At 66.7% G+C, this 20,274-nt stretch carries 22 protein-coding genes and 2 pseudogenes; 14 read left to right on the top strand and 10 right to left on the bottom strand.

Annotated elements, in window-relative coordinates; genetic code table 11:
* A pseudogene (locus OF850_RS22735) lies at positions 1-122 on the top strand (IS481 family transposase); the annotation flags it as partial.
* A 103-nt stretch (positions 123-225) separates the two neighbouring features.
* On the opposite strand, the gene OF850_RS22730 reads toward OF850_RS22735, so the two are convergent.
* Positions 226-1,161, bottom strand: coding sequence for a LysR family transcriptional regulator (locus tag OF850_RS22730; protein WP_301592635.1), 936 nt, complete (start codon positions 1,159-1,161; stop codon positions 226-228).
* A gap of 108 nt (positions 1,162-1,269) precedes the next feature.
* On the opposite strand from OF850_RS22730, the gene OF850_RS22725 reads away from it, so the two are divergent.
* Positions 1,270-1,671: a RidA family protein gene (locus tag OF850_RS22725; RefSeq protein WP_456314664.1), complete on the top strand. Its 402-nt coding sequence runs from the start codon at positions 1,270-1,272 to the stop codon at positions 1,669-1,671.
* A gap of 29 nt (positions 1,672-1,700) precedes the next feature.
* Positions 1,701-2,126, top strand: coding sequence for a hypothetical protein (locus tag OF850_RS22720; protein WP_301592633.1), 426 nt, complete (start codon positions 1,701-1,703; stop codon positions 2,124-2,126).
* 284 nt (positions 2,127-2,410) lie between these two features.
* Here OF850_RS22720 and OF850_RS22715 read toward each other — a convergent pair whose 3' ends face one another.
* Together OF850_RS22715 and OF850_RS22710 are read right to left on the bottom strand one after the other, a co-directional pair.
* Complete coding sequence (locus OF850_RS22715) at positions 2,411-3,937, bottom strand: VOC family protein (RefSeq protein WP_301592632.1); 1,527 nt, start codon at positions 3,935-3,937, stop codon at positions 2,411-2,413.
* A gap of 13 nt (positions 3,938-3,950) precedes the next feature.
* Complete coding sequence (locus tag OF850_RS22710) at positions 3,951-4,109, bottom strand: glutathione S-transferase family protein (RefSeq protein WP_301592630.1); 159 nt, start codon at positions 4,107-4,109, stop codon at positions 3,951-3,953.
* Between the two features lie 144 nt (positions 4,110-4,253).
* On the opposite strand from OF850_RS22710, the gene OF850_RS22705 reads away from it, so the two are divergent.
* Positions 4,254-4,802, top strand: coding sequence for an RNA polymerase sigma factor region1.1 domain-containing protein (locus OF850_RS22705; protein WP_301592628.1), 549 nt, complete (start codon positions 4,254-4,256; stop codon positions 4,800-4,802).
* Positions 4,803-5,085: 283 nt separating this feature from the next.
* Positions 5,086-5,385, top strand: coding sequence for a hypothetical protein (locus OF850_RS22700; RefSeq protein ID WP_301592627.1), 300 nt, complete (start codon positions 5,086-5,088; stop codon positions 5,383-5,385).
* A gap of 102 nt (positions 5,386-5,487) precedes the next feature.
* On the opposite strand, the gene OF850_RS22695 is transcribed toward OF850_RS22700, so the two are convergent.
* Genes OF850_RS22695 through OF850_RS22675 form a run of 6 tightly spaced genes read right to left on the bottom strand, consistent with a single transcriptional unit; the run spans position 5,488 to position 11,536 of the window.
* A complete protein-coding gene (locus OF850_RS22695) occupies positions 5,488-6,462 on the bottom strand; it encodes a Bug family tripartite tricarboxylate transporter substrate binding protein (protein WP_301592626.1) in 975 nt (324 codons plus the stop codon).
* Between the two features lie 17 nt (positions 6,463-6,479).
* On the bottom strand, positions 6,480-7,196 hold the full coding sequence (locus OF850_RS22690) for a ribonuclease activity regulator RraA (RefSeq protein WP_301592625.1): 717 nt from the start codon (positions 7,194-7,196) through the stop codon (positions 6,480-6,482).
* Positions 7,197-7,217: 21 nt separating this feature from the next.
* On the bottom strand, positions 7,218-8,972 hold the full coding sequence (gene araD / locus OF850_RS22685) for an L-arabinonate dehydratase (RefSeq protein WP_301592624.1): 1,755 nt from the start codon (positions 8,970-8,972) through the stop codon (positions 7,218-7,220).
* Positions 8,973-8,986: 14 nt separating this feature from the next.
* Positions 8,987-9,274 (bottom strand): hypothetical protein, encoded by a 288-nt coding sequence (locus OF850_RS23900; RefSeq protein WP_456314660.1) that lies wholly within the window; start codon positions 9,272-9,274, stop codon positions 8,987-8,989.
* Positions 9,214-10,569, bottom strand: coding sequence for an aldehyde dehydrogenase (NADP(+)) (locus OF850_RS22680; RefSeq protein WP_456314658.1), 1,356 nt, complete (start codon positions 10,567-10,569; stop codon positions 9,214-9,216). The genes OF850_RS23900 and OF850_RS22680 overlap by 61 nt, the downstream gene beginning before the upstream one ends.
* 7 nt (positions 10,570-10,576) lie before the next feature.
* Complete coding sequence (locus OF850_RS22675; RefSeq protein ID WP_301592641.1) at positions 10,577-11,536, bottom strand: 2-hydroxyacid dehydrogenase; 960 nt, start codon at positions 11,534-11,536, stop codon at positions 10,577-10,579.
* Between the two features lie 121 nt (positions 11,537-11,657).
* On the opposite strand from OF850_RS22675, the gene OF850_RS22670 reads away from it, so the two are divergent.
* The 6 genes from OF850_RS22670 (at position 11,658) to OF850_RS22645 (ending at position 17,283) form a co-directional block, all read left to right on the top strand.
* Positions 11,658-12,389, top strand: coding sequence for a GntR family transcriptional regulator (locus OF850_RS22670; protein WP_302474574.1), 732 nt, complete (start codon positions 11,658-11,660; stop codon positions 12,387-12,389).
* A 587-nt stretch (positions 12,390-12,976) separates the two neighbouring features.
* On the top strand, positions 12,977-14,080 hold the full coding sequence (locus OF850_RS22665; RefSeq protein ID WP_301592623.1) for an amidohydrolase family protein: 1,104 nt from the start codon (positions 12,977-12,979) through the stop codon (positions 14,078-14,080).
* A complete protein-coding gene (locus tag OF850_RS22660) occupies positions 14,077-15,189 on the top strand; it encodes an amidohydrolase family protein (protein WP_301592622.1) in 1,113 nt (370 codons plus the stop codon). Before OF850_RS22665 ends, OF850_RS22660 begins: the two co-directional genes overlap by 4 nt.
* Position 15,190: 1 nt before the next feature.
* On the top strand, positions 15,191-15,604 hold the full coding sequence (locus tag OF850_RS22655) for a Rieske (2Fe-2S) protein (protein ID WP_301592621.1): 414 nt from the start codon (positions 15,191-15,193) through the stop codon (positions 15,602-15,604).
* A 219-nt stretch (positions 15,605-15,823) separates the two neighbouring features.
* Entirely contained in the window at positions 15,824-16,657 is an 834-nt protein-coding gene (locus tag OF850_RS22650) for a tripartite tricarboxylate transporter substrate-binding protein (RefSeq protein WP_301592618.1), read from the top strand.
* 56 nt (positions 16,658-16,713) lie between these two features.
* A complete protein-coding gene (locus OF850_RS22645) occupies positions 16,714-17,283 on the top strand; it encodes an ABC transporter permease (RefSeq protein ID WP_301592616.1) in 570 nt (189 codons plus the stop codon).
* Between the two features lie 148 nt (positions 17,284-17,431).
* On the opposite strand, the gene OF850_RS22640 is transcribed toward OF850_RS22645, so the two are convergent.
* Positions 17,432-18,379 carry a LysR substrate-binding domain-containing protein gene (locus OF850_RS22640; protein ID WP_301592614.1) on the bottom strand — a complete coding sequence of 316 codons (948 nt, stop codon included), beginning with the start codon at positions 18,377-18,379 and terminating at the stop codon, positions 17,432-17,434.
* 142 nt (positions 18,380-18,521) lie between these two features.
* Between OF850_RS22640 and OF850_RS23835 the strand changes: the two are divergent.
* The 3 genes and pseudogenes from OF850_RS23835 to OF850_RS22630 all read left to right on the top strand — a co-directional run.
* Positions 18,522-18,839, top strand: a pseudogene (locus OF850_RS23835) (FAD-binding oxidoreductase); the annotation flags it as partial.
* Positions 18,840-18,852: 13 nt separating this feature from the next.
* Positions 18,853-19,920, top strand: coding sequence for an FAD-binding oxidoreductase (locus OF850_RS23830; protein ID WP_301592637.1), 1,068 nt, complete (start codon positions 18,853-18,855; stop codon positions 19,918-19,920).
* 46 nt (positions 19,921-19,966) lie between these two features.
* Positions 19,967-20,274 (top strand): Bug family tripartite tricarboxylate transporter substrate binding protein (locus OF850_RS22630; RefSeq protein ID WP_301592613.1); only part of this gene is annotated, 308 nt, incomplete at its 3' end.

Genomic DNA, 20,274 nt, shown 5'->3' with positions numbered 1-20,274 from the left:
CCCGTCGCTTGAAGACCCTACGCGGCCTCACGCCCTATCAAGCCATCTGCAAAGCATGGGCCGAGGAGCCGCAGCGTTTCACCGCAAATCCGCACCACCAAATGCCGGGACCAAACAGCTAGAGCAGAATCTGTTCATTCGGGCTCGTACCCTGTCTGGGTCGGTCCACGACCGCGGCGCCTAGTCCTTCGGGCCGTGACCACGGCAAGGCGGAAGCCGAAGCCCCTAGACTTGCAGGCTGCAGCGAAGCCAGGGGGGAAGTGGGGCGAAGTCCCTCGCCAGCCACTCGACAAAAGCCCTTGTCTTGGCTGGCACGAGTCGCCCCGGGGGCAGCACCACATGCACGGCGCCCTCGACATCAAAGCGCCAGCCCGGAAGCACGCGGACCAGCTGGCCGTCGGCGAGTTCCTGCCCCACCTCCCAGTCGGAGGCGGGCAGGATGCCCGCACCTGCCACGCAGGCCACAAGCAAGCCCTCGCCTTCGTCGGACACCAGGGAACCCGAAACACGCTGGGTCACCTGGCGGGCGTCGTTCCGCAGCTTCCAGCCCTGCCGGAACCTGTCCTTCGGGAAGCGAAGGCACTCGTGCTGCTCCAGCTCTTCAGGCGAAGCCGGCAGTCCTCGACGAGCGAGATAATCCGGCGATGCGCAAAGGATTGTTTCGACCGGGGCCAAGCGTCTCACCACGAGACTGCTGTCCGACAGCTCGCCGATGCGCACGGCCGCATCGAAGCCCTCCGCGACGAGATCCACGAAGCGGTCGCTGTGCAGGAGTTCGAGCTGGACCTCCGGATACGCGGCCAGGAAGGCCGGCAGCCACGGGGCGATCCAGCGCCGGGTGAACGTCGCCGGCAGGCTCAGCCTGAGGAGCCCGCGAGGTGCGTCGGCGCCCTCGGCGGCTTCGGAGTCCGCCGCCGACAGCTCGCCGAGGATCGTCCGGACCCGTGCGAGATAGGCGGCTCCGGCCTCCGTCAGGGTGACACGCCGTGTCGTGCGGGACAGCAACCGGACCCCCAGCCGGGCTTCTAGGGCATCAAGCCGCCGCGAGACGACGGACGGATCGCGGTTGAGCACCCGCGCCGCCGCCGAGATGCCGCCCTGCTCGGCGACCGCGACGAAGGCATCGATCTGCTCAAATTGGAAGCGGGCTCTCTCTTGCATGATTTGCACAAGTAATTTGTCTGACGCGCGAATTATCTGCAAGTGCCGCAAGGACCATCTCGCAGTCGTCGGGGGAAGCCGCCCCCAGGCACCCTCAAAAAGGAGCCAATGATGTCCCGCCGAGAGGCCATAACCCCCGCCCACAGGCACGCGCTCTACGAGAAGCACCGCTATTCCGCCGCGATCCGCTCTGGCGATCTCCTGTTCGTGTCCGGCCAGGTTGGAAGCCGGCAGGACGGCACGCCCGAGCCAGACTTCGAACGGCAGGTCCAGCTGGCCTTCGACAACCTGGCGGGGGTGCTCGCCGCCGCTGGCTGCTCCTTCGCCGACGTCGTCGATGTCACGACCTTTCACACCGACCCCGCCTCGCAGCTGGACGCCGTCATGCGGGTCCGGGATGGCGCGATCGGCGCCCCGCCTTATCCGAATTGGACGGCGGTCGGCGTGACCTGGCTCGCCGGCTTCGACTTCGAGATCAAGGTCATTGCGCGCATTCCGCAGGCCGCCTGATCCCGCACCGGAAGCCCATCCCGGGGCCGATGAAGGGGCTCGAAAGGGATGAGCGCGACAACAACCATCACCACGCCGCAAGGAGAACACCGATGAAGGTCCGAGTTCTGTCCCCCGCCGATGCCTCGTATGAACGCTCCCCGGGGCAGCCCGAAGGCGTCTTCGCCTCCGACCTGGTCGATCAGCGTCACGGAGCGCCCATCAGCATCGGATACGGGCGTTACGAGGCAAACCAGGGTCTAGAGGAGACCATGGCGGTCGACGATGTGATGATCGTCCTGGAAGGACAGCTCGTCATCACCGCGCAGGGCGAGGAGAAAACGGCGGGCCCTGGCGACATCGTCCACATGCCCAAGGGCGAAGCGGTGGGCATCCGCGCGAAGGAGCAGGGCGCCTTGACGGCCTACGTGACGTGGCCGCACTGGAAGCTCGCGCGGGGGCCCGGCGCCGGCTGAACCGTTGCTGTGCGGCCCCATCCCACGTGCTGATGGCGCGGACGGGCCCCGGCCTCCCATGGGGGGCGAAGCAATGGGGCACGGCCTCGCCGAAGCTGCGGCGTCGGAGTGCGGTCGCTGCACGGTCGGGGCAGCGCCGCCCCCGGGCGTCGGGAGGGCGGCCGCGGGGCATGCTCGGTCAATCAACTTCCGTCGCTTGTTTTGGTGGAGCACACGATTGATTGTCCGGACTGGCATGAGGCGGGCAAAGATGCCGCTTGGTGCTGCCGCCGTGCCTTCGGGCGTCAGGGCGCAGAACGCTTCCAACCAATCCACTCGGCTGACTCAGCGACGTCCGAAGCGCTGAGTTCGTGATCGGCCGGGAGACTTCGGAAATCGATGCGAGCGCCTCGGGTTTCGAGAACATCCGCCAGTACCCTGGCATTGCTCGCAAAGGAATCATCGCGTCCTTCGAGCAGCAGCACATCCGTTCCGGTCAGGTCCTCCGCAGGCGAGTCCTCCAGTGCCTGGGTGCTGCGCATCAGAATGGCGCGTCGCACGACACCGGGCTGAAGCTGGATCACTGCCGCCAGGAAGTTTGCTCCGTTGGAGTAGCCAAGGAAGATCAGTCGATCTACGTCGATCCCGTAGCCGGCGACCGCACCTTCGACAAAAGCCGCGAACGCTTCGGCTTCACTGCGGATGTCGGCCTGATCGAATGTCACGGCGCCAAGCCGGCGGAACCAGCGATTGCTTCCTTCCTCCGTCGCACGGCCCCGCACGCCAAGAAGCGTCGAACGCGGTGCCATGCGGCGGGCGATCGGCATCAGATCGGCCTCATTCCCGCCTGTGCCATGGAGCAGCACCAAGGTTGTGCCATCCGGATCTGCCGGTCTGTTGAAGCGATGAATGAACGGAAGATCCCGGGCGGGAAATCTTTCTTCGCCCGGCAAGGCGAATTGCGGCAGCATCGCTTTGAGATCTTCGGCGCGTCCCGCTTCGTGCGGCGGCATGAACAACGTCCGGCCAAGCTGGTCTGCCTCTTCGTCGACCGTCATGCCCGGTCCGTCGGTGGCATGTTCCAGAAGGATGCCAGCCGGATCGCGGACATAGAGCGACAGGAAGTACTTCCGGTCGTGAACCTCTGTCGGCCCGTGCTCCATCAGCGAAAGGCGCATGGACCGGACGGCGTCGGCATCTTGCGCCCGGAATGCCACATGGTCGGGCACCCCCGCGCCGGGCACGGATGGCAGGAAGCCCGAAACCTCCCTGACATCCACGACATCGGTGTCGGAAACCATCCGCCGCGTGTGTCCGGCGCGCGCACCGTTCCTGTAGCCGAAACGGGTCACGAAGGCGGCAGTCTCCACGGGCCTGTCCGTGAGAAGCGTGACGCCACGCAACCGGGTAGGGGCGTCCGGAAGCGCAGCCGGCGTCGTCATGTCCAGGCCGACCAACTTCACGATCAGCCCGTCCGGGTCCTTCAAACGGAGAACCGCTTCGTCGAACTCGCGAGAAGGGCCCTCAAGGGGGATAGTGGCGGCGATGGCTTTGGTCAGCCAATCGCCGATGGTGGCTGGCGGCACTGCGAGCGCCACTTCCGAGACCTGCCCAATGCCGGTTCGGCCTCGGCCTGCGGCTTCCCAGACGAGGAATGTCAGCAATGATCCGGGGCTGCCGAGTCCATCTCCGTAGATGAGATGCAACTGCTCGGCGTCCGCAAAGCCTCCCGTCTGCTTCACGAGCCTAAAACCAAGAAACCCCACGTAAAAGTCGACGTTCGCCTGCACATTGGCCGTCACGCCGGTGATGTGGTGGATGCCGCTTGTCATTCCCGCACAACCCTCAAGACCAGCTACCATTCTCGCGTGCGAGGATCTTCCGCACCGCCGGGTCGGCCGTCAGCCTGCCATGCAGCGCCTGCACGTGCGAATACCCTTCCAGGCCGCCGGGCAGCAGCCTCTTTGCCCATTGGACCATCGGAAAGGAAAAGGCGTCGCTCACGGAGTGGCCTCCATCAAGGATGTATTCCTGTGTTCTCCCTATCGTAGAGGCTCTGGTCTGTCGTGCCGCGGCAGCTATCTCCCGAGTTGGCGCGGCCAGGGCAGGCACCTCATGGGTTGCCTGTCGAGCGGTGCGAGGAACAGCATGGAGTTGATTCTCGATGCGGAGGCGGCGGCTATCAGACGCCTCATCGTTGCCGGCAAGGAGCGGGGATACGTCACAGTTCATAAGATGAACGCCACGCTCCCGAGCGGCGTGGCTGCTCTGGAGCTGGTCGAGGACACCCTGGCAATACTGAGGGACTTCGGCATCACCATTCTCAAGGAGGGGCCCAAAGACGGCGAGGCGGCCCCCAGGGAGCCGCACGGGCTGCTAGGGCCCTTGCCCCTGCAGGCCAGCGTGGAAGCATCCTTTGACCCGAACCAAACCGACGACGATTTCGGCAAAGTGGGGGGCACAATGACGCTGGAAGCGTGGACGCCTGAGGTGGAGCGGCTCATCATTAGGGGCAGGGTGGTAGGACACGTCACCGTCGCTGAGGTGAACGCCGCTCTACTGTGCACCAACGTTTCCGCCGAAACGGTCAAGGCCCCCCTGGCCGCTTTGTCGGAGGCGGGAGTCAACGTCATCGAGGGGGAAGACGAGCCACTCCCGGACGATCGGAGCGCCGCTTTCGAGGGAAAAGCCGGGTAGGGCAGCGGCGCTGAAGGTTTATCGTACGGAAAACTCACCGCACGATGAACCCGGACTAGATTGGCCACCAAGGCCAGCTCGGGGCCGGTGGCGACGGTCGGTCGGGCTGGAGGGCGCGAAGATGCTAGCGCGTGAGTTCCGGGACTGGATCCGAGATGGGACTGATCTCGTGCATTCCGCTTTGGGTGTGAGGACCGACTGTCCGTTTGATCTCCACAGTCTCGTGCCGGTCCCTTGGCAAACCCTACAGCTCGGGCCGGACGACCCAAAGGCCATCCAGTGGATGTTCGCCAACTGCGGCACCACCTGGACGCTTCGTCGCGTCGAGGAGATGCCGATCGCAAAGGACGAGAAGCGAACCCTCTCTTCTGGCACGTCGCTGACCCGATATCGCTTCTGGTCGGCGGATTGGTCGCCGTGGCAGGCCTTGAAGAAGCTGAAGAGGGAATGGCTCGCGCTCCGCTTCAAGTTGTCCTGCCAGGTCGAGTGGCCGGAACTGCAGCAGATCGCCGAGCTTGGCCAACGGAAGAGCGGTGTGCGATCGGTCAAGGCCGTTGCGGCTTCTGGCCGGAGGGCAGCCTAAGGCGCCGGCGGTGTGGACAGAGTATCGCTTCAGGGGACGCTGGTGGCGCACGGCGGCTCCATGTCGCCCTGTCCAGCGACATGGAGCACAGCGCAAATGTTGTTAGTCGACTGTGATTCCGCCGGCCTGGATCACGCGGCGCCATCGTGCAATCTCGCCTTCCTGGAAGGGCGCGAACTCCTCGGGCGAGCTTGCCACCACCTCGAAGCCCATCTCGGCGAAGCGCGCGGCGGTTTCGCTCTGGCGCAGGGACGCGGCGGCCGCGGCGTGGATGCGCTGCAGCAGCGGACCCTCGATCCCTGCGGGGCCGCCGAGTCCCTGCCAGGAATAAACGACGAAGTCGTTCAGCCCCGCCTCGGCAGCAGTCGGCACGTTGGGCAGCAGCGGGCTGCGCTGCTCGGAGGTGACGAGGATCGGCTTGACGCGTCCCGCCGCGATCTGCGGCGTGATGGAGCCAAGGTTCTGAAAAGAGAGCTGCACATCTCCCGAGAGCAGCGCCGTCGTCGCCGGCGAGCCCCCACTGAATGGCACGTGGGTGATGTCCGCGCCCACCGCCTGCTTGAACATCTCGGCGGTCAGGTGATCGGAGGAGCCGTTGCCGCTACTGGAATAGGCGGCACCCCGGGTCCGCTTGGCCCATTCCACGACGCCAGCCAGATCGTCCGCCTGGATGCGCTGCGGATTCACCACCAGCACGTTGGGCGTGCGCACCGTCTGCATGATGCGGGTGAGCTGCGTCACCGGATCGTAGCCGAGGCGCGGACGTAGCGGCACGTTGATGGCCCAGGTGCTGATCGGCGCATGCATCAGCGTGTGGCCGTCGGGTGCCGCGCGGATGACCGTGCGGGCCCCGATCTCGCCACCCGCACCGGGCCGATTCTCCACCACCACCGGCCGGCCCAGCGCCTGCTGCATGTTCTGCGCCATGGCGCGGGCAATGATGTCGGACGAGCCCCCGGGAGTGAAGGGCACGATGATGGTGACCGGGCGCGATGGCCAAGCCTCTTGGGCCTCGGCGGCTCCGATCAGTGCCGAGGTGAGCAACGGAGCCCCAGCGAGAAGAGTGCGGCGCTTCATGGACATTTCCTCCTCCTTCAGCGGCGCTTCTTTGCGCGCCATTCCTTGAAAAGCGGCTGATTTGATTCGTCGGTCATGGGGTAGAGGCCCAGGATGGACTGGCCGCCCTGCACCCGCTCCGTGACAAAATCCTCATAAGCCGTCATCTCCGTCGCTTCCTCCGCAATCTCGTCGGCGAGGTGCGCTGGGATGACAATCACGCCGTCGTTGTCCCCGACGATGACGTCGCCCGGGAAAACCGGCGCGTCGCCGCAGCCGATCGGCACGTTGATGTCGATCGCTTGGTGCAACGTCAGATTGGTCGGTGCCGAGGGACGGCTGTGAAAGGCGGGGATGTTGAGACCGCCGATCTCCAGAGCATCCCGGAAGCCGCCATCGGTCACCACGCCCGCGACCCCACGGACCTGGAGGCGCGTGACGAGGATGGAGCCGGCCGAAGCCGCGCGGGGATCCTTGCGGCTGTCCATCACCATCACCGCGCCGGGCGGGCATTCCTCCACCGCTTTGCGTTGCGGGTGAGCGCGATCGCGGAATACCTCAAGCCGATTAAGGTCCTCGCGGGCTGGCATGTAACGCAGTGTGAAGGCCTCGCCCACCATGCTTTCGGCCAGCGGACGCAGCGGCGTCACGTCCTGGATGAACTGGGTGCGGAAGCCGCGCTTGTAGAGGGCGGTGGCAAGCGTCGCGGTGCTCACCTGGCGCAACTTGTCGCGGGTCTCTTGGTTCAGGGCCATTGGGCGTGCCTCCTCTTGGGCTCAGTAGATGGCGGGTTCGTCGACGGGCGAACCGAACTCGGTCTTCAGGAAGTCGAAGTCACAGCCTTCGTGGGCCTGCCGGATGTGGCGGCTGAACATCCAGCCGTAGCCGCGCCCGAAACGTGGCGGCGGAGGAGCCCAGGCCTTCTGGCGGCGCGCCAACTCCTCCTGCTCCACACGCATGTTGATGCTGCGGGCAGGCACGTCGACCTCCACGATGTCGCCCGTTCGCAGCAGCGCCAGCGGACCGCCCACATAGCTTTCGGGGGAGACGTGGAGGACGCAGGCGCCATAGCTCGTGCCGGACATGCGAGCATCTGACAGACGGAGCATGTCCCGGTGACCCTGCTTCAGGAGAGCCTTAGGCATGGGCAGCATGCCCCATTCCGGCATTCCCGGCCCGCCTTGCGGGCCAGCGTTGCGCAGCACCAGGACGTGGTCCGGCGTGATGGCCAGATTCTCGTCTTCCACCGCCTGCTTCATCGAGGGGTAGTCATCGAAGACCAGCGCAGGGCCGGCATGACGCAGGAAGCGCGGGTCCATGGCCGAGGGCTTGATGACGCAGCCATCGGGCGCGAGGTTGCCCTTCAGCACCGCCAAAGCGCCCTCGGCGTAGATTGGGTTGTCCAGCGGCCGGATGACGTCGTCATTGGACACGGACGCGCCAGCGACATTCTCGCCCAGGCTACGGCCCGTGCAGGTCAGCGTGCCCGTGTCGAGATGGTGCCCCATCCGCGCCATCAGCGCGCGGATGCCTCCGGCGTAGTAGAAGTCCTCCATCAGGTAGGTGCTGCCCGAGGGGCGGACATTGGCGATGACCGGCACCTCGCGGCTCAGCGCCTCGAAATCATCAAGGCCGAATTCGGCGTGGCCGGCGCGGCGCGCGAGCGCGATCAGGTGGATCAGGGCATTGGTGGAGCAACCCATCGCCATGGCGACGGCGACCGCGTTGCGGCAGGCGGCGCGCGTGGCGATGCGTGAGGGGACCAAATCCTCCCACACCATCTCTACGACGCGCCGGCCAGTTGCCGCAGAAAGCCGGGGGTGGTTGGAGTCCGGCGCGGGGACCGAGGAGAAGCCAGGCAAGCTGAAGCCCAGCGCCTCGATGATCGCGGTCATGGTGCTGGCCGTGCCCATGGTCATGCAGGTGCCGTGGCTGGGGGCAATGCCCTGCTCCACGCCGGTCCAGTCCTCCTGCGTGATGCGACCAGCACGGAGTTCGTCCCAGTACTTCCAACTATCGGATCCGGAGCCGAGGATCTTGCCGTTCCAGTTGCCGCGCAGCATGGGACCGGCGGGCAGGAAGATCGTGGGCACGCCGGCCGACAATGCGCCAAGCAGCAGCCCTGGGCCGGTCTTGTCGCAACCACCCATCAGCACGACACCGTCCACGGGCAGGCTGCGGATCTGCTCTTCCGCCTCCATCGCCAGCATATTCCGGTAAAGCATGGTGGTCGGCTTCATGAAGTTCTCGGGCAGCGCCAACGCGGGCAGCTCGAGTGGAAGGCCGCCGGCCTGCAGCACGCCGCGCTTCACGTCCTCGACCCGGGCGCGGAAGTGCTGGTGGCAGGGATTGATGTCAGACCAAGTATTTAGGATGCCAATGACCGGCTTGCCGGCCCAATCCTCCTCGGCCCAGCCCATCTGCATCGCGCGCGAGCGATGGCCAAATGAACGGAGGTCGGCGGGGCCGAACCAGCGTGTGCTCCGCAGGCTTTCCGGCGTGCGGGTGCGCGGAAGCGGCGAATTTGTCATGCTGGATCCTGTGCTCAATGCCGGCCCACGACACCGTCCAGGCGCCGCATGAGGCCGAGGGGGTTGCCGTCGCGCAGTGCTTCGGGAAGCAAAGCCTCGGGCATGTCCTGGTAGCAGACCGGCCGCAGGAAGCGCGCAATGGCAAGCGTGCCGACGGAGGTCGAGCGCCCGTCCGAGGTGGCGGGGTAGGGGCCGCCGTGGACCATGGCATGGCCCACCTCGACGCCAGTCGGATAGCCGTTCACCAGGATCCGCCCGACCCGCCGTTCCAGCACGGGCACCAGCTGGCGCGCGGCTTCCACATCGCCCTCATCCATCTGGATCGTCGCGGTGAGTTGGCCTTCCAGCCGTTCCGCGAGGCGGCCATGGTCGCCACGTCGGGACAGCGGAGGACGAGCGAAGCGGCGCCAAAAACTTCCTCGGCGAGGCTTGGGTCGTCGAAGAAATGCGCTGCGCTCGTCTCGAAGAGCGCAGCCTCCCCCTCCGTCCCGGCCGTGGCGAGCAGGCCGGACGCCACCTTGCGGACGCGGTTGTTGCTGGCGAGATGCGCGACGCCCTGCTGGTAGGCCCGAAGGATCGCGGGTGTCAGCATGGTCTGCGCCGGTGCGCCGGAAAGCGCCTCGGCCGCGGCGCCGAGGAAGCGATCGAGGTCGGGGCCATCCAAGGCCAGCACGAGGCCGGGGTTGGTGCAGAACTGCCCGGCGCCCAGGGTCAGCGAGCCGATGAAACCCTTCGCCATCGCTTCGGCGCGCGCTGCGAGGGCTCGGGGCAGCAGGAACACTGGGTTGATGCTGCTCATCTCGGCGTAGACCGGAATGGTCTCAAGCCGTGCGGCCGCGGTGCGCATCAGTGCTGTCCCGCCGGCGCGGGAGCCGGTGAAGCCCACGGCCTTGATATGCGGGTGCGACACGAGACCCTGGCCGACCACCTGCCCGGAGCCGAAGAGCATGGAGAACACGCCCTCGGGCAGGCCGCAGGACGCGACGGCTGAACGGATCGCGCGGCCCACCAGCTCCGAGGTGCCAGGGTGGGCGGAGTGCGCCTTCACCACCACCGGGCAGCCGGCGGCCAGGACAGAGGCCGTATCGCCACCAGCGACCGAGAAGGCGAGCGGAAAGTTCGAGGCGCCGAAAACCGCGACCGGTCCGAGCGGGACGTAACGCAACCGAAGGTCGGAGCGCGGCATGTGCTTGCGCTCGGGCTGGGCCGGATCGATCCGCGCGCCAATCCAGCCCCCGTCGCGCAACTCCGCCGCAAAGAGGCGCAACTGGCCGACGGTGCGACCGCGCTCGCCCTCCAGCCGTCCGCGCGGAAGGCCGCTTTCGGCCATGGCGCGGAGAATGAGGTCATCACCGAGGTCGAGGATTGCCTGCGCGCAGGCATCCAGGAAATCCGCCCGAGCCTTGGTCGTGGTCTCGCGGTAGATATCGAAGGCTGTGGCGGCGAGGGCGCAGGCCCGCTCCATCTCCGCTGCGGTGCCTCCTCCATAAGCCGGATCCAGCGGCCGCCCGGTCGCGGCCTCGATGGCGCGAATGGGCGCTTCCGTCCCGCGCAGCGCAGTTGCGCCGATCAGCATCTCGCCAGTGAGCGTCATCATGGGGTCCTCAGACAGGGTCAATGGCGGGATGGCCCGCGAGCACGGCCGCGACGTTGTCGAGCGCGCGGAAGCCCATAGCGTCGCGCGTCTCCACCGTTGCCGAGGCGACGTGGGGGGTCAGAAAGACGTTCGACAGTTCGTTGAGCCGCAGGTCGAAATCCGGCTCGCGCCGGAACACGTCGAGACCAGCGGCGAAGAGGTGCCCGGAGCGCAGCGCGTCGATCAGCGCGTCCTCGTCCACCAGCGAGCCGCGCGCGGTGTTCACGAAAACCGCGCCGCGTGGCAGCTGTGCAAAGGTCTCGCGCGTCATGATGGGCAGGGCGCCCGGTGTGCCGGGCAGGTGAAGCGAAAGGATGTCGCAGCGCGGCAGCAGCGCCTCGAGCGAGGGGACGAACTCCGCGCCCTCCTCCAGTTCCGAAGGGAGGCGGGAGCGGTTGGTGTACATCACCTGCATGCTGAACCCGCGTGCACGCTGAGCCACGGCACGCCCAATCCGGCCCATGCCGAGTATGCCGAGCGTCTTGCCGCTTGGGCGAAGCCCGAGGTTGTCGGGCATGCCGAAGCCCTGCCGCCATCCGGCGCGCATGATGCGCTCATATTCCCCCGCACGTCGGCAGGCGGCGAGGATGAGCAGCATGGCAAGGTCGGCCGTGCAGTCCGTGAGCACATCGGGCGCGTTCGTGACGGCGATGCCACGGGCCTTGGCAGCTGCGACGTCCATGTGGTCGTGGCCGACGCTGGTGTTGGCGATAATCCGCACGGTGCGGGGCAAGGCGCCGATGCTGGCGGCGTCGAAGCGCACCCGTGGACCCGTCACGACAGCGGCGACCCCATGCTCCACGGCCAGCACCGCGGTGCCGGCAGCGTTGAGGTCGCGATCCGGCAGCACGGCGGCGAACTCGGCCTGCGCACGGGTAGCGACGGCAGGCGGCACCCGACGAGCAACCAAGATTGATGGCTTGGGCATCCGATCCTCATCCTTGGCGCAGCGCAACCATTCCCGCTCGTCATGGTGTCTTAGATCTAATATATCAGTAGGGTCAACACGTATCTTGGCGAGCCGCCCAAAAAAGGCGTTATCCAGCACAATGCCGTCCGATCCCTCCGCCTTAGCCTTGTCCTCCCTACCGAGAACTATTTCTGCGCCCGAGCTCCTGGAGCCGATGGAGCCTCGGATCTCGGCCGCTGAACTGGTTTACCGGCGACTGCGCAGCGCCATCCTTTCCCTCGCCTTGCCCCCAGGCGCGACCCTCGCACGCGCTGAACTCGCGGCCCGGCTGGGCCTCAGCCAGACTCCGGTGCGCGAGGCGCTGTTGCGACTGCATGAGGAAGGGCTGGTCGAGGTCGTGCCGCAGTCAGCGACGCGCGTGGCCCGCATCGACCTTGATGCGGCGCGGCAGGCGCATTTCCTTCGCTTGGCCGTGGAAGTCGAACTCGTGCGGCGGCTGGCGCAGGAGGGGGCAGCGTTGGCCCAGATCCTTCCAAAAGAACTGGAGAGGCAGCGGGCGCTGCTGGAAGGCGGGGACGAGGCCGGCTTCAGCGATGCAGACGCAGACTTTCACGCCGCCCTCTACGAGGCAGGCGGAGTCGAGGGACTGTGGCACCTCGTCCGCTCCCGAACTGGCAATCTTGACCGGCTTCGGCGCCTGCACCTGCCAGCGCCTGGAAAGGCGGAGGCTATCTTGGCCGAGCACTGCGCGCTGGCCGAAGCAATCCTGGGTGGAAGGGCCCTCGAAGCCGAAGATCGGCTTCGAGGGCATATGTCAGGCACCTTTGCGCAAGTGGAAGATATCCGCCGAGCGTACCCTGAGTACTTCTGAGGAACCGGGGCAACTCAGGCCTTCGGCGTAGCTCTCACGCGTAGGGGATCAGCGTGGCGAGGTGATTGCCTGGAGGCTGGCATGGCTCCGTCTGTCCTACGAGGCACCTTGGGCCTTCTGTGATACCTTCCGGTGTCTTCTAATTTCGTTCCATCTGCGAGTGCGAGGCGTCACCGTTGACCACCTCCGGCCGGGCGAACGCCTCGGCTTGCGGGCTCTAGATCAAAGGGCTCGGCTGGCCGCTGCGGCACCATTACTAATGACTAGCGCTGCCACCGGTCGGCCCTCGCATGTGAGCCGTTCAAGACGGGGGTAGGAGGCGGCTTTGCGATCCCGCGAAGAATTTGACGCGAGTGTCAACTCCTCGGTTACGATGCATCGGCAGCATGCCAGGGAAGCGACAAGATGCGGAGCGAGTTGCTGGCAGAGTTGACGAACATCTCTGGGTGTTACGTCCGACGAGAGGTGGCGGCGGCAAGTAGGTACAGCGTCAGCAAATCTTTCCTTCGGGAAACTGACGAGGCGTCCAACACGGGCAAGAAGCCCTGTTGGTTTGCTGAGTGCAGCACACACTCGGTGCTGGAACCATGAGCGCGCGGGCCGGGGTTGACACAGTAGGCCATGGGGGCGTGCAGAGGAGCGAAATACGTGGCCCGATCGACTGCGACGTTCATCCGACCATCACCAGCACGCGTGTACTCGCGCCTTACCTGAGCGACTTCTGGCGCGACAGTCTTGTGGAGCGCGGGATCGATTCTTTGGACTCGATCAGCTATCCGTCCGACGCGCCCATCACGGCCCGGCCCGACTGGCGGAACCACACCGACGAAGTGGAGCAGCTCTGCACGCAGGTGCTGGATCGATGGGACAGCCAGGGGGCGATCCTGAACTGCCTCTATGGCGTCCAGCTTGTTTTCAACGAGGACATGGCGGTCGCCTTCGCGCGTGCCGTGAACGACTGGATCGCACGGGAGTGGCTGGATCGGGACAGCCGCCTGCGAGCTTCCATCGTGGTTCCCCTGCAGAACGTCGAGCATGCGGTGGACGAGATCGAGCGCTGCGCTTCAGATCGGCGTTTCGTGCAGATCCTGGTTCTCGCCAGCGGCGAGATGCCGCTGGGGCGGCGGAATTTCTGGCCCGTCTATGCCGCAGCGCAGCGGCATGGATTGCCGATTGGCATCCACGCGGGCAGCGCCTATCGCCACCCCGTGACCTCGATCGGCTGGCCGAGCTACTACGTCGAGGATTACGCCAGCCAGTCTCAAGCCTTTCAGTCGCAGGTGGCGAGCCTGATCTGCGAGGGCGTCTTCGCGAAGTTTTCGGAACTGAAGGTCGTGCTGCTGGAATCCGGCGTCACCTGGCTGCCCGGCTTCCTTTGGCGGCTTTCGAAGTTCTGGCGCGGCCTGCGGCCCGAGGTTCCGTGGGTGGACCGCTCACCCCTAGAGATCGTGCGCGACCACGTCCGACTGACGATCCAGCCGCTGGACGCCCCCGACGATCCCGACACAGTCCGCCGCATCATCGACCACATGCGTTCGGACGACATGCTGCTTTACGCATCCGATTATCCGCACTGGCAGTTCGATGGGGACCGCAACATGCCACCGGGCATCCCGACCGACCTGGTGCGGAAGATCCAGGTGGACAACCCACTCGCGACTTATCAACGCCTCAATGAGGACGCGCCATGAACGTCGCCGCGAAGCCTTCTCTGGACCATGTCATGCCGCAGTCGACGGAGGCAGGGCCCGTCGATTGCGACATCCATACCCGAGTCCGGTCCATCGAGGATCTGAAACCCTATCTTTCTGCGCATTGGTGGCACTACCTGAAGACCTATGGAATGCGGGCCCGCCACGGATTCGCCAAGGCGCCGCCCTTCCCGAAGGCGGCGCCTAATGCGGCCCGCCGCGACGCCTGGCCGCCAGATGGGGGCTTCCCCGCTACGAATCTCGAGTTCCTGCGGACACAGCACCTGGACGCCTACGGGATTTCCTTTGGGATCATGAACCCGCTCGTCGCCACGGGCCAGGGGGACCAGAATGATGATCTCAGCGCCGCGCTCGCGACCGCGACGAATGACTGGCAGCTCGACACCTTCGTGACGCCGGAGCCGAGGTTGCGTGCATCGGTGGTGGTCCCCTACGAGGACGGGGCCGCCTCGGCGGCCGAGATCCGTCGGCGGGCCGGCGATCACCGCTACGCCCATGTGCTCATGATGAGCCGCACCGCAGAGCCAGCCGGCAAGCGGCGCTACTGGCCGATTTACGAGGCCGCGGCGGAGGCCGGGCTGCCGATCGGCATCCATGTCTTCGGCTACAGCGGCTGGGCGGGAAGCAGCAGCGGCTGGCCTTCCTTCTACATCGAGGAGATGACGGACCACGCCGTCTCTTGCCAATCGCTTGTCACCAGCCTCGTCATGGAAGGGGTCTTCGAGCGCTATCCCAACCTGAAGGTGGTGCTCATCGAGTCCGGCTTCGCGTGGATGCCAGCCCTCGGCTGGAGGCTCGATCGCGTCTGGGCGCGGATGCGTGACGAGGTGCCGCATGTACGGCAGCCGCCCTCGGCCTATCTGAAGAAGCATTTCTGGATCTCGACCCAGCCGATGGAGGAGCCGGAGCGGCCAGAGCATCTCTTGGACGTCGTAGACTGGATGGGCGCCGACCGGTTGATGTTCGCCAGCGACTATCCGCACTGGGATTTCGACGACCCGCGCTTCGCCCTTCCGGCCTCGCTTGGACCTGAACGAAGGCAGGCCATCCTCTCAGGCAATGCGCGCGCGCTCTACAGGCTGGGCTGAGATGGCCAGGCATGTCGTTGCGACCACCAAGGAGATCCCGTTGGGGGGGCGGAAGCTGGTCGAGGTGGCCGGACGTCCTGTTGTCGTCTTCAACCTGGATGGTGAGTTCTTCGCCTTGCTGGACCGCTGCCCGCACAAGGGCGGCAGCCTCTGCGCAGGAACCCAGACCGGGCTCGTCGAATCCTCCGGGCCCGGCGAGTACCACTACTCGCGGCGTGGCGAGATCATCCGCTGCCCTTGGCATGCGTGGGAGTTCGACATCCGGACCGGCAAGTCGCGTTGCGACCCGCGGCGGATGAAGGTGCGGACCTTCCCTGCTAGCGTCGCACCCGGCGCGGAACTCCTCCAAGCTCCGCCAGCGGCCACGACCTTCGCTGTCACCGTAGAAGGCGAGTACGTGCTCATCGAGGCGTAGCGCATCCGAGGTCAACAGCCAGCGCTCATGAAGGAAGAGAACAACGAGGGAGGAGCCAAGGAGATGTCCAACAAACACTCGCCCGGTCTTGGGCGCCGGCCACTGCTTGGCCTTTCCGCCGTCCTTGTGGCTGCAGCTCGAAGCGCGCGTGCGCAGAATTGGCCCGATCGGCCGGTCCGCATGGTGGTGGGCTTCCCGCCAGGAGGGCCGACGGATCTGGTGGCGCGCCTCGTAGCAACAGAGCTGGAGGCGGCCTGGGGTCGGCCCGTCGTGATCGAGAACCGCGCCGGCGCGAATGCGACGCTGGCCACCGACATGGTGGCGAAGGCGGCGCCAGATGGCTACACGCTTCTCTGCGCCGCCAACAACCACGTCATGAACCCGGCCATCTACACCAACCTGCCGTATCACGCCGCGGACAGCTTCGCGCCCGTTGGTATGATCGCAACCTCGCCCAACGTGCTGTGGACCGGCGCTTCGCAGCCCTTCAACACGCTGGCGGATGCCGTGGCCGCGGCAAAGGCGAGGCCGGGCGAACTGGGTTTTGCCACTACTGGGAATGGCGGGAACGGACATTTCGGCGGCGAGACGCTGCAGCGCGCGACCGGCATCACCTTGATGCACATCCCGTATCGCGGCACGGCGCCTGCGATGCAGGACGTGCTGGCTGGGCGCGTGCCCTTGTTCATGCAGACGCTGGTCGGGGCGATCGGCGCCTATCGCGGCGGCCAGATCAAGCCGTTGGTCGTCTTCGGGCCGGACCGTGCCCCGGATCTGCCGAATGTGCCGACCATGGCGGAGCTGGGCTTCGAGGCGCCCGACTCCGGCGTGTGGTACGGACTGCTGGCGCCCGCCGGCACGCCGGCCGCGCTGATTCAGCGCATGGGCCGCGACCTCGAAATGGTCTCGAAGAACACGGCCTTCCAGGAGAAGCTGCGGACGCAGGCCTCGGTCACGACCTTCCTGGGTCCGGCGGACTTCGCCGCGCGGATCCGCACAGATCTGCCGCGCTGGGCTGCTGTAGCTCAGGCAGCGGGAATGAGACTGGAGTAGCTGGACTGGTTCGCATCCCTCTTGCATCGGGGCCGGCCGAGGCAGCTGCCCGTGCTGTGGAACAGACTGCAGATCGGTGTGGCCGCAACGGCGATCGCCAAGATGTTGGGCACCGCGGCCTCCTTGGGGACCGACCGGGTGGGAGGAGGCCCCGCCAGGCGCTGAGCGCGCTGTTCCTTCTTCCGGCGGTGGTTCCGGTGGTCGCGATCGGCAGCAACCTCTACGCGCTCTTAGCCTCGGTCAGGCTTACGGGCACCTATGCTGGCTTAGTGGCCGCGCACGCGCTGCTTGGGGCGTCCTTCGTGGTGATCACGCTGTCGGCCACGTTGAGCGGTTTCGACCGCGGCCTCCTTCGTGGGGCACTGAGTCTCAGGGCGACGCCCTGGCAGGCATTCCGGCGCTTGACCCTTCTGCTCATCCTACCGGGGGTTGTGTCAGGGGTCACCTTCGCCTTCGCCACCTCCTTTGATCAGGTTGTTGTGACGCTGTTCCTGGCCGGGCCACAGCTCCGGACACTGCCCCTTCAAATATTCGATGGCATGGGCGAGCAGATCAGTCCGACGATCACGGCGGCCGCGACCTTGCTCTTCCTGAGTTCGTTGGTGTTGGTCAGGGTGGTGGAGTAGCTGCGCCGGAGGTCGGACAGGCTGCGCAAAGGCTGGTAACTTGGCGACAACGGCCGGGCATCGCGGGGTCAGTTGGGCCTTGCGAAGGTATCGGAGTTGTAGCCCAGTCTGGAGCGGCGCAGCCTCACCTCGTGGGCTTGATCCCGCATCACGCTGCAGCGCCTTGGTCGGTGTCCGTAGTTGCGGTGCGCACCCAGGCCACGAAGGCCTCGATCGCCGCCAAGCGCGGGTGGTCACGTGCGTGGACGACGTAGAACCCATAGCCCGCCAGCGGGAGGTCATGCGCCACCACAAGCAGCCCTGCCTTCAGGTCACGCGCCACGAGCACGTCGCTGCAGATCGCCACGCCCTGACCTGCGATCGCCGCCCTGATCGCGTGAAGTTCCTCCCGGAAGTGGAGCCCCCTCGTAGCCCCGAGGTCCGGCACATCTGGATCGTTGTGCCGTGCCGTCGACAGCCACCGCTCCCAGGTGGGCGCGCTTGGGTCCGGGGCCCATTCGGCATGGATGAGCGTGTGCTGCAGGAGGTCGGCCGGGTGCGTGATCGGCGTTCCATGGGCCAGCAGGGCTGGGCTGGCCACAGGCCAGAAGCGGTCACGCAGGATCTCGCGAGCGGCGAGCCCAGGTGGTGGGGCGCGGGTGTAGCGGATCGCCACGTCCGCCTCGCCACCCGGCCGCAGGTCCAGGGCGGCATCGGTGCCAATCACCTCCAGCGGCAGCACGGGTTGGGCCGCCCGCCATAGCGACAGGCGGGGCACCAGCCAAAGGTGGGTAAAGGCGTTGGTGGCGGTGACCCGCAGCGGGCGAAGGTCCTCCTTCGCCGGCTTCGTCGCCTGGATCGCCGCCACCGCGTCGGCGAATGCGTCGAGGCCGTCGCGCACCACCGGGAAAAGGCGGTGTCCTGCGTCCGTGAGGACCAGCGGCCGCGGGCGCCGGCGAAACAAAGGTTGGCCGCACGCCTCCTCCAGTTCCCGGATCTGGTGGCTGATCGCGGTCGGAGTCACGGCAAGTTCGGCCGCCGCCGTCTGGAAACTCATGTGGCGGGCAGCGGCCTCGAAGGCGCGCAAGGCGGTCAGCGGCGGCAGTGTCCTCCGCATGCTAGCAAGGATAGCTGAATTCAGGTCATGCAGCAGTTGAAAAATTGGCGTTTGCTTAGGATCTCCCGAAGCTCAGAGCATCTCATTCGAGAAGCCGGTCGAGGCTTGAGGGTTCGGCCGGTCCTCGCGTCGGGAGGCGGGAATGAGCATTGGTGGCCAGGCGGTTGGTAGGGAGGGCGTAGCGATGTGCCGCCCCGGGCTGGACGGCCTCGGCGACCTTCGCACGAGGCTCGGAGGCGGGGTCGTGCTGCCCGACGACCCCGACTACGGCGAGACCCGCAGGCTGTGGAACGGCATGGTGGACCGGCGGCCCGCTGCCATACTCCGCTGCACGGAGACCCAGGACGTGGTCGCCGCCGTGGACTTCGCCCGCACGACCGGCCTGCCGGTCGCCGTCCGCGGCGGCGGGCACAGCATCGCCGGCAACTCCTCCTGCGACGGCGGTATCATGATCGACCTGTCCCCCATGCGCGATCCATGTCGACCCGGAGGCGCGCACCGCTGTGGCGGGGCCGGGCGTGCTGCTGATGGAACTGGACACGGCCACGCAGGCCCACGGCCTGGCGGTGCCATCGGGTGTGGTAGGCCACACGGGCATCGCGGGCCTGACCCTAGGGGGCGGCATTGGCCGCATGGTCCGCAAGCACGGGCTGACCTGCGACAATCTGCTCTCGGCCGAGGTGGTGCTCGCTGACGGGCGTATCGTCCGGGCGAGCGCGGCGGAAAACCCGGACCTGTTCTGGGGACTGCGCGGCGGGGGCGGTAATCTGGGCATCGTCACCGCCTTCGAGTACCGCCTGCACCCGGTCGGGCCGATCGTCCAAGGTGGGCTGCTGCTGCACCCATTCGGCCGGGCGCGCGAGGCGCTCCGGTTCTATCGCGACTTCAATTGCACTGCCCCAGACGAGGTGAGCGCGGACGCGGTGCTCATGGCGACGCCCGACGGGCTGATGCTCGGCATTGCCTGCTGCCACATTGGGCCGGTCGAGGATGGGGAGCGAGTGCTCCGGCCGCTCCGAGAGTTTGGCCCGCCAGCCCAGGACACGGTCGGTCCGACCGCCTACACCGCGCTGCAGACCGGCCTCGACGACCTGTTTGCGCGCGGGCGGCGCTTCTACTGGAAGTCCCAGCTGCTGCGCGAGATCGCGGACGGCGCCATCGAGGCGCTGCTCGGGCAGGCCGCCGTCATTCCGGCGCCCCCAACCGTGATCGTGCTGCAGCAAATCGGGGGCGCTGTCGCGCGCGTGGGAGCGGGAGAAACGGCCTATGCCCATCGCGACGCCGCCTACGATTGCGTTCCGATCGCGGTCTGGGATGACCCTGCTGAGGACGGCCGCAATCTCGCCTGGGGCCGTGGTGTCTTTGAGGCGCTGCGGCCCTTCGCCACCGGCGGTGTCTACGTCAACAACCTGGGCGAGGAGGGCGAGGAGCGCGTCCGGGCGGCGTACGGAGCGAACCACGCGCGCCTGGCCCGGCTCAAGGCGAAATTCGACCCGGGCAACTTCTTCCGCCTGAACCAGAACATCCGCCCGGCCCCCTGACCGCGTATGCCGGTGGTAAGGAAACGCAACGCAAAGGAGGCCATGGATGCCCAAGATCCGCTCACGAGTAGCCACGTTGCGCCTGCTGGCGCTGGCATGTTGCATCTTGCTCCTCGGAGTGCCTGCCCAAGCGCAGCCCGCTGCGGACCCTGGCACCTGGGCTCCGGAGCGTCCGCTGCGTCTTGTTGTTCCTTCCGAGCCCGGCGGCAGCACCGACGTCACGGCGCGCCTGATCGCCGAAAGGCTCGGGCCGCGGCTCGGCCAGCCGGTGGTGATCGAGAACCGGCCCGGTGCCGGGGGCAACGTCGCGTGGGGTCAGGCGGCGCGCGCGACGCCCGACGGCCATTCCCTGGT

The organism is Sabulicella glaciei (assembly GCF_026183895.1).
In the GTDB taxonomy this organism is placed as follows: domain Bacteria; phylum Pseudomonadota; class Alphaproteobacteria; order Acetobacterales; family Acetobacteraceae; genus Roseococcus; species Roseococcus glaciei.
The sequence above is the reverse complement of the archived record's forward strand: the minus strand, read 5'-3'. Positions and strand labels throughout refer to the sequence as shown.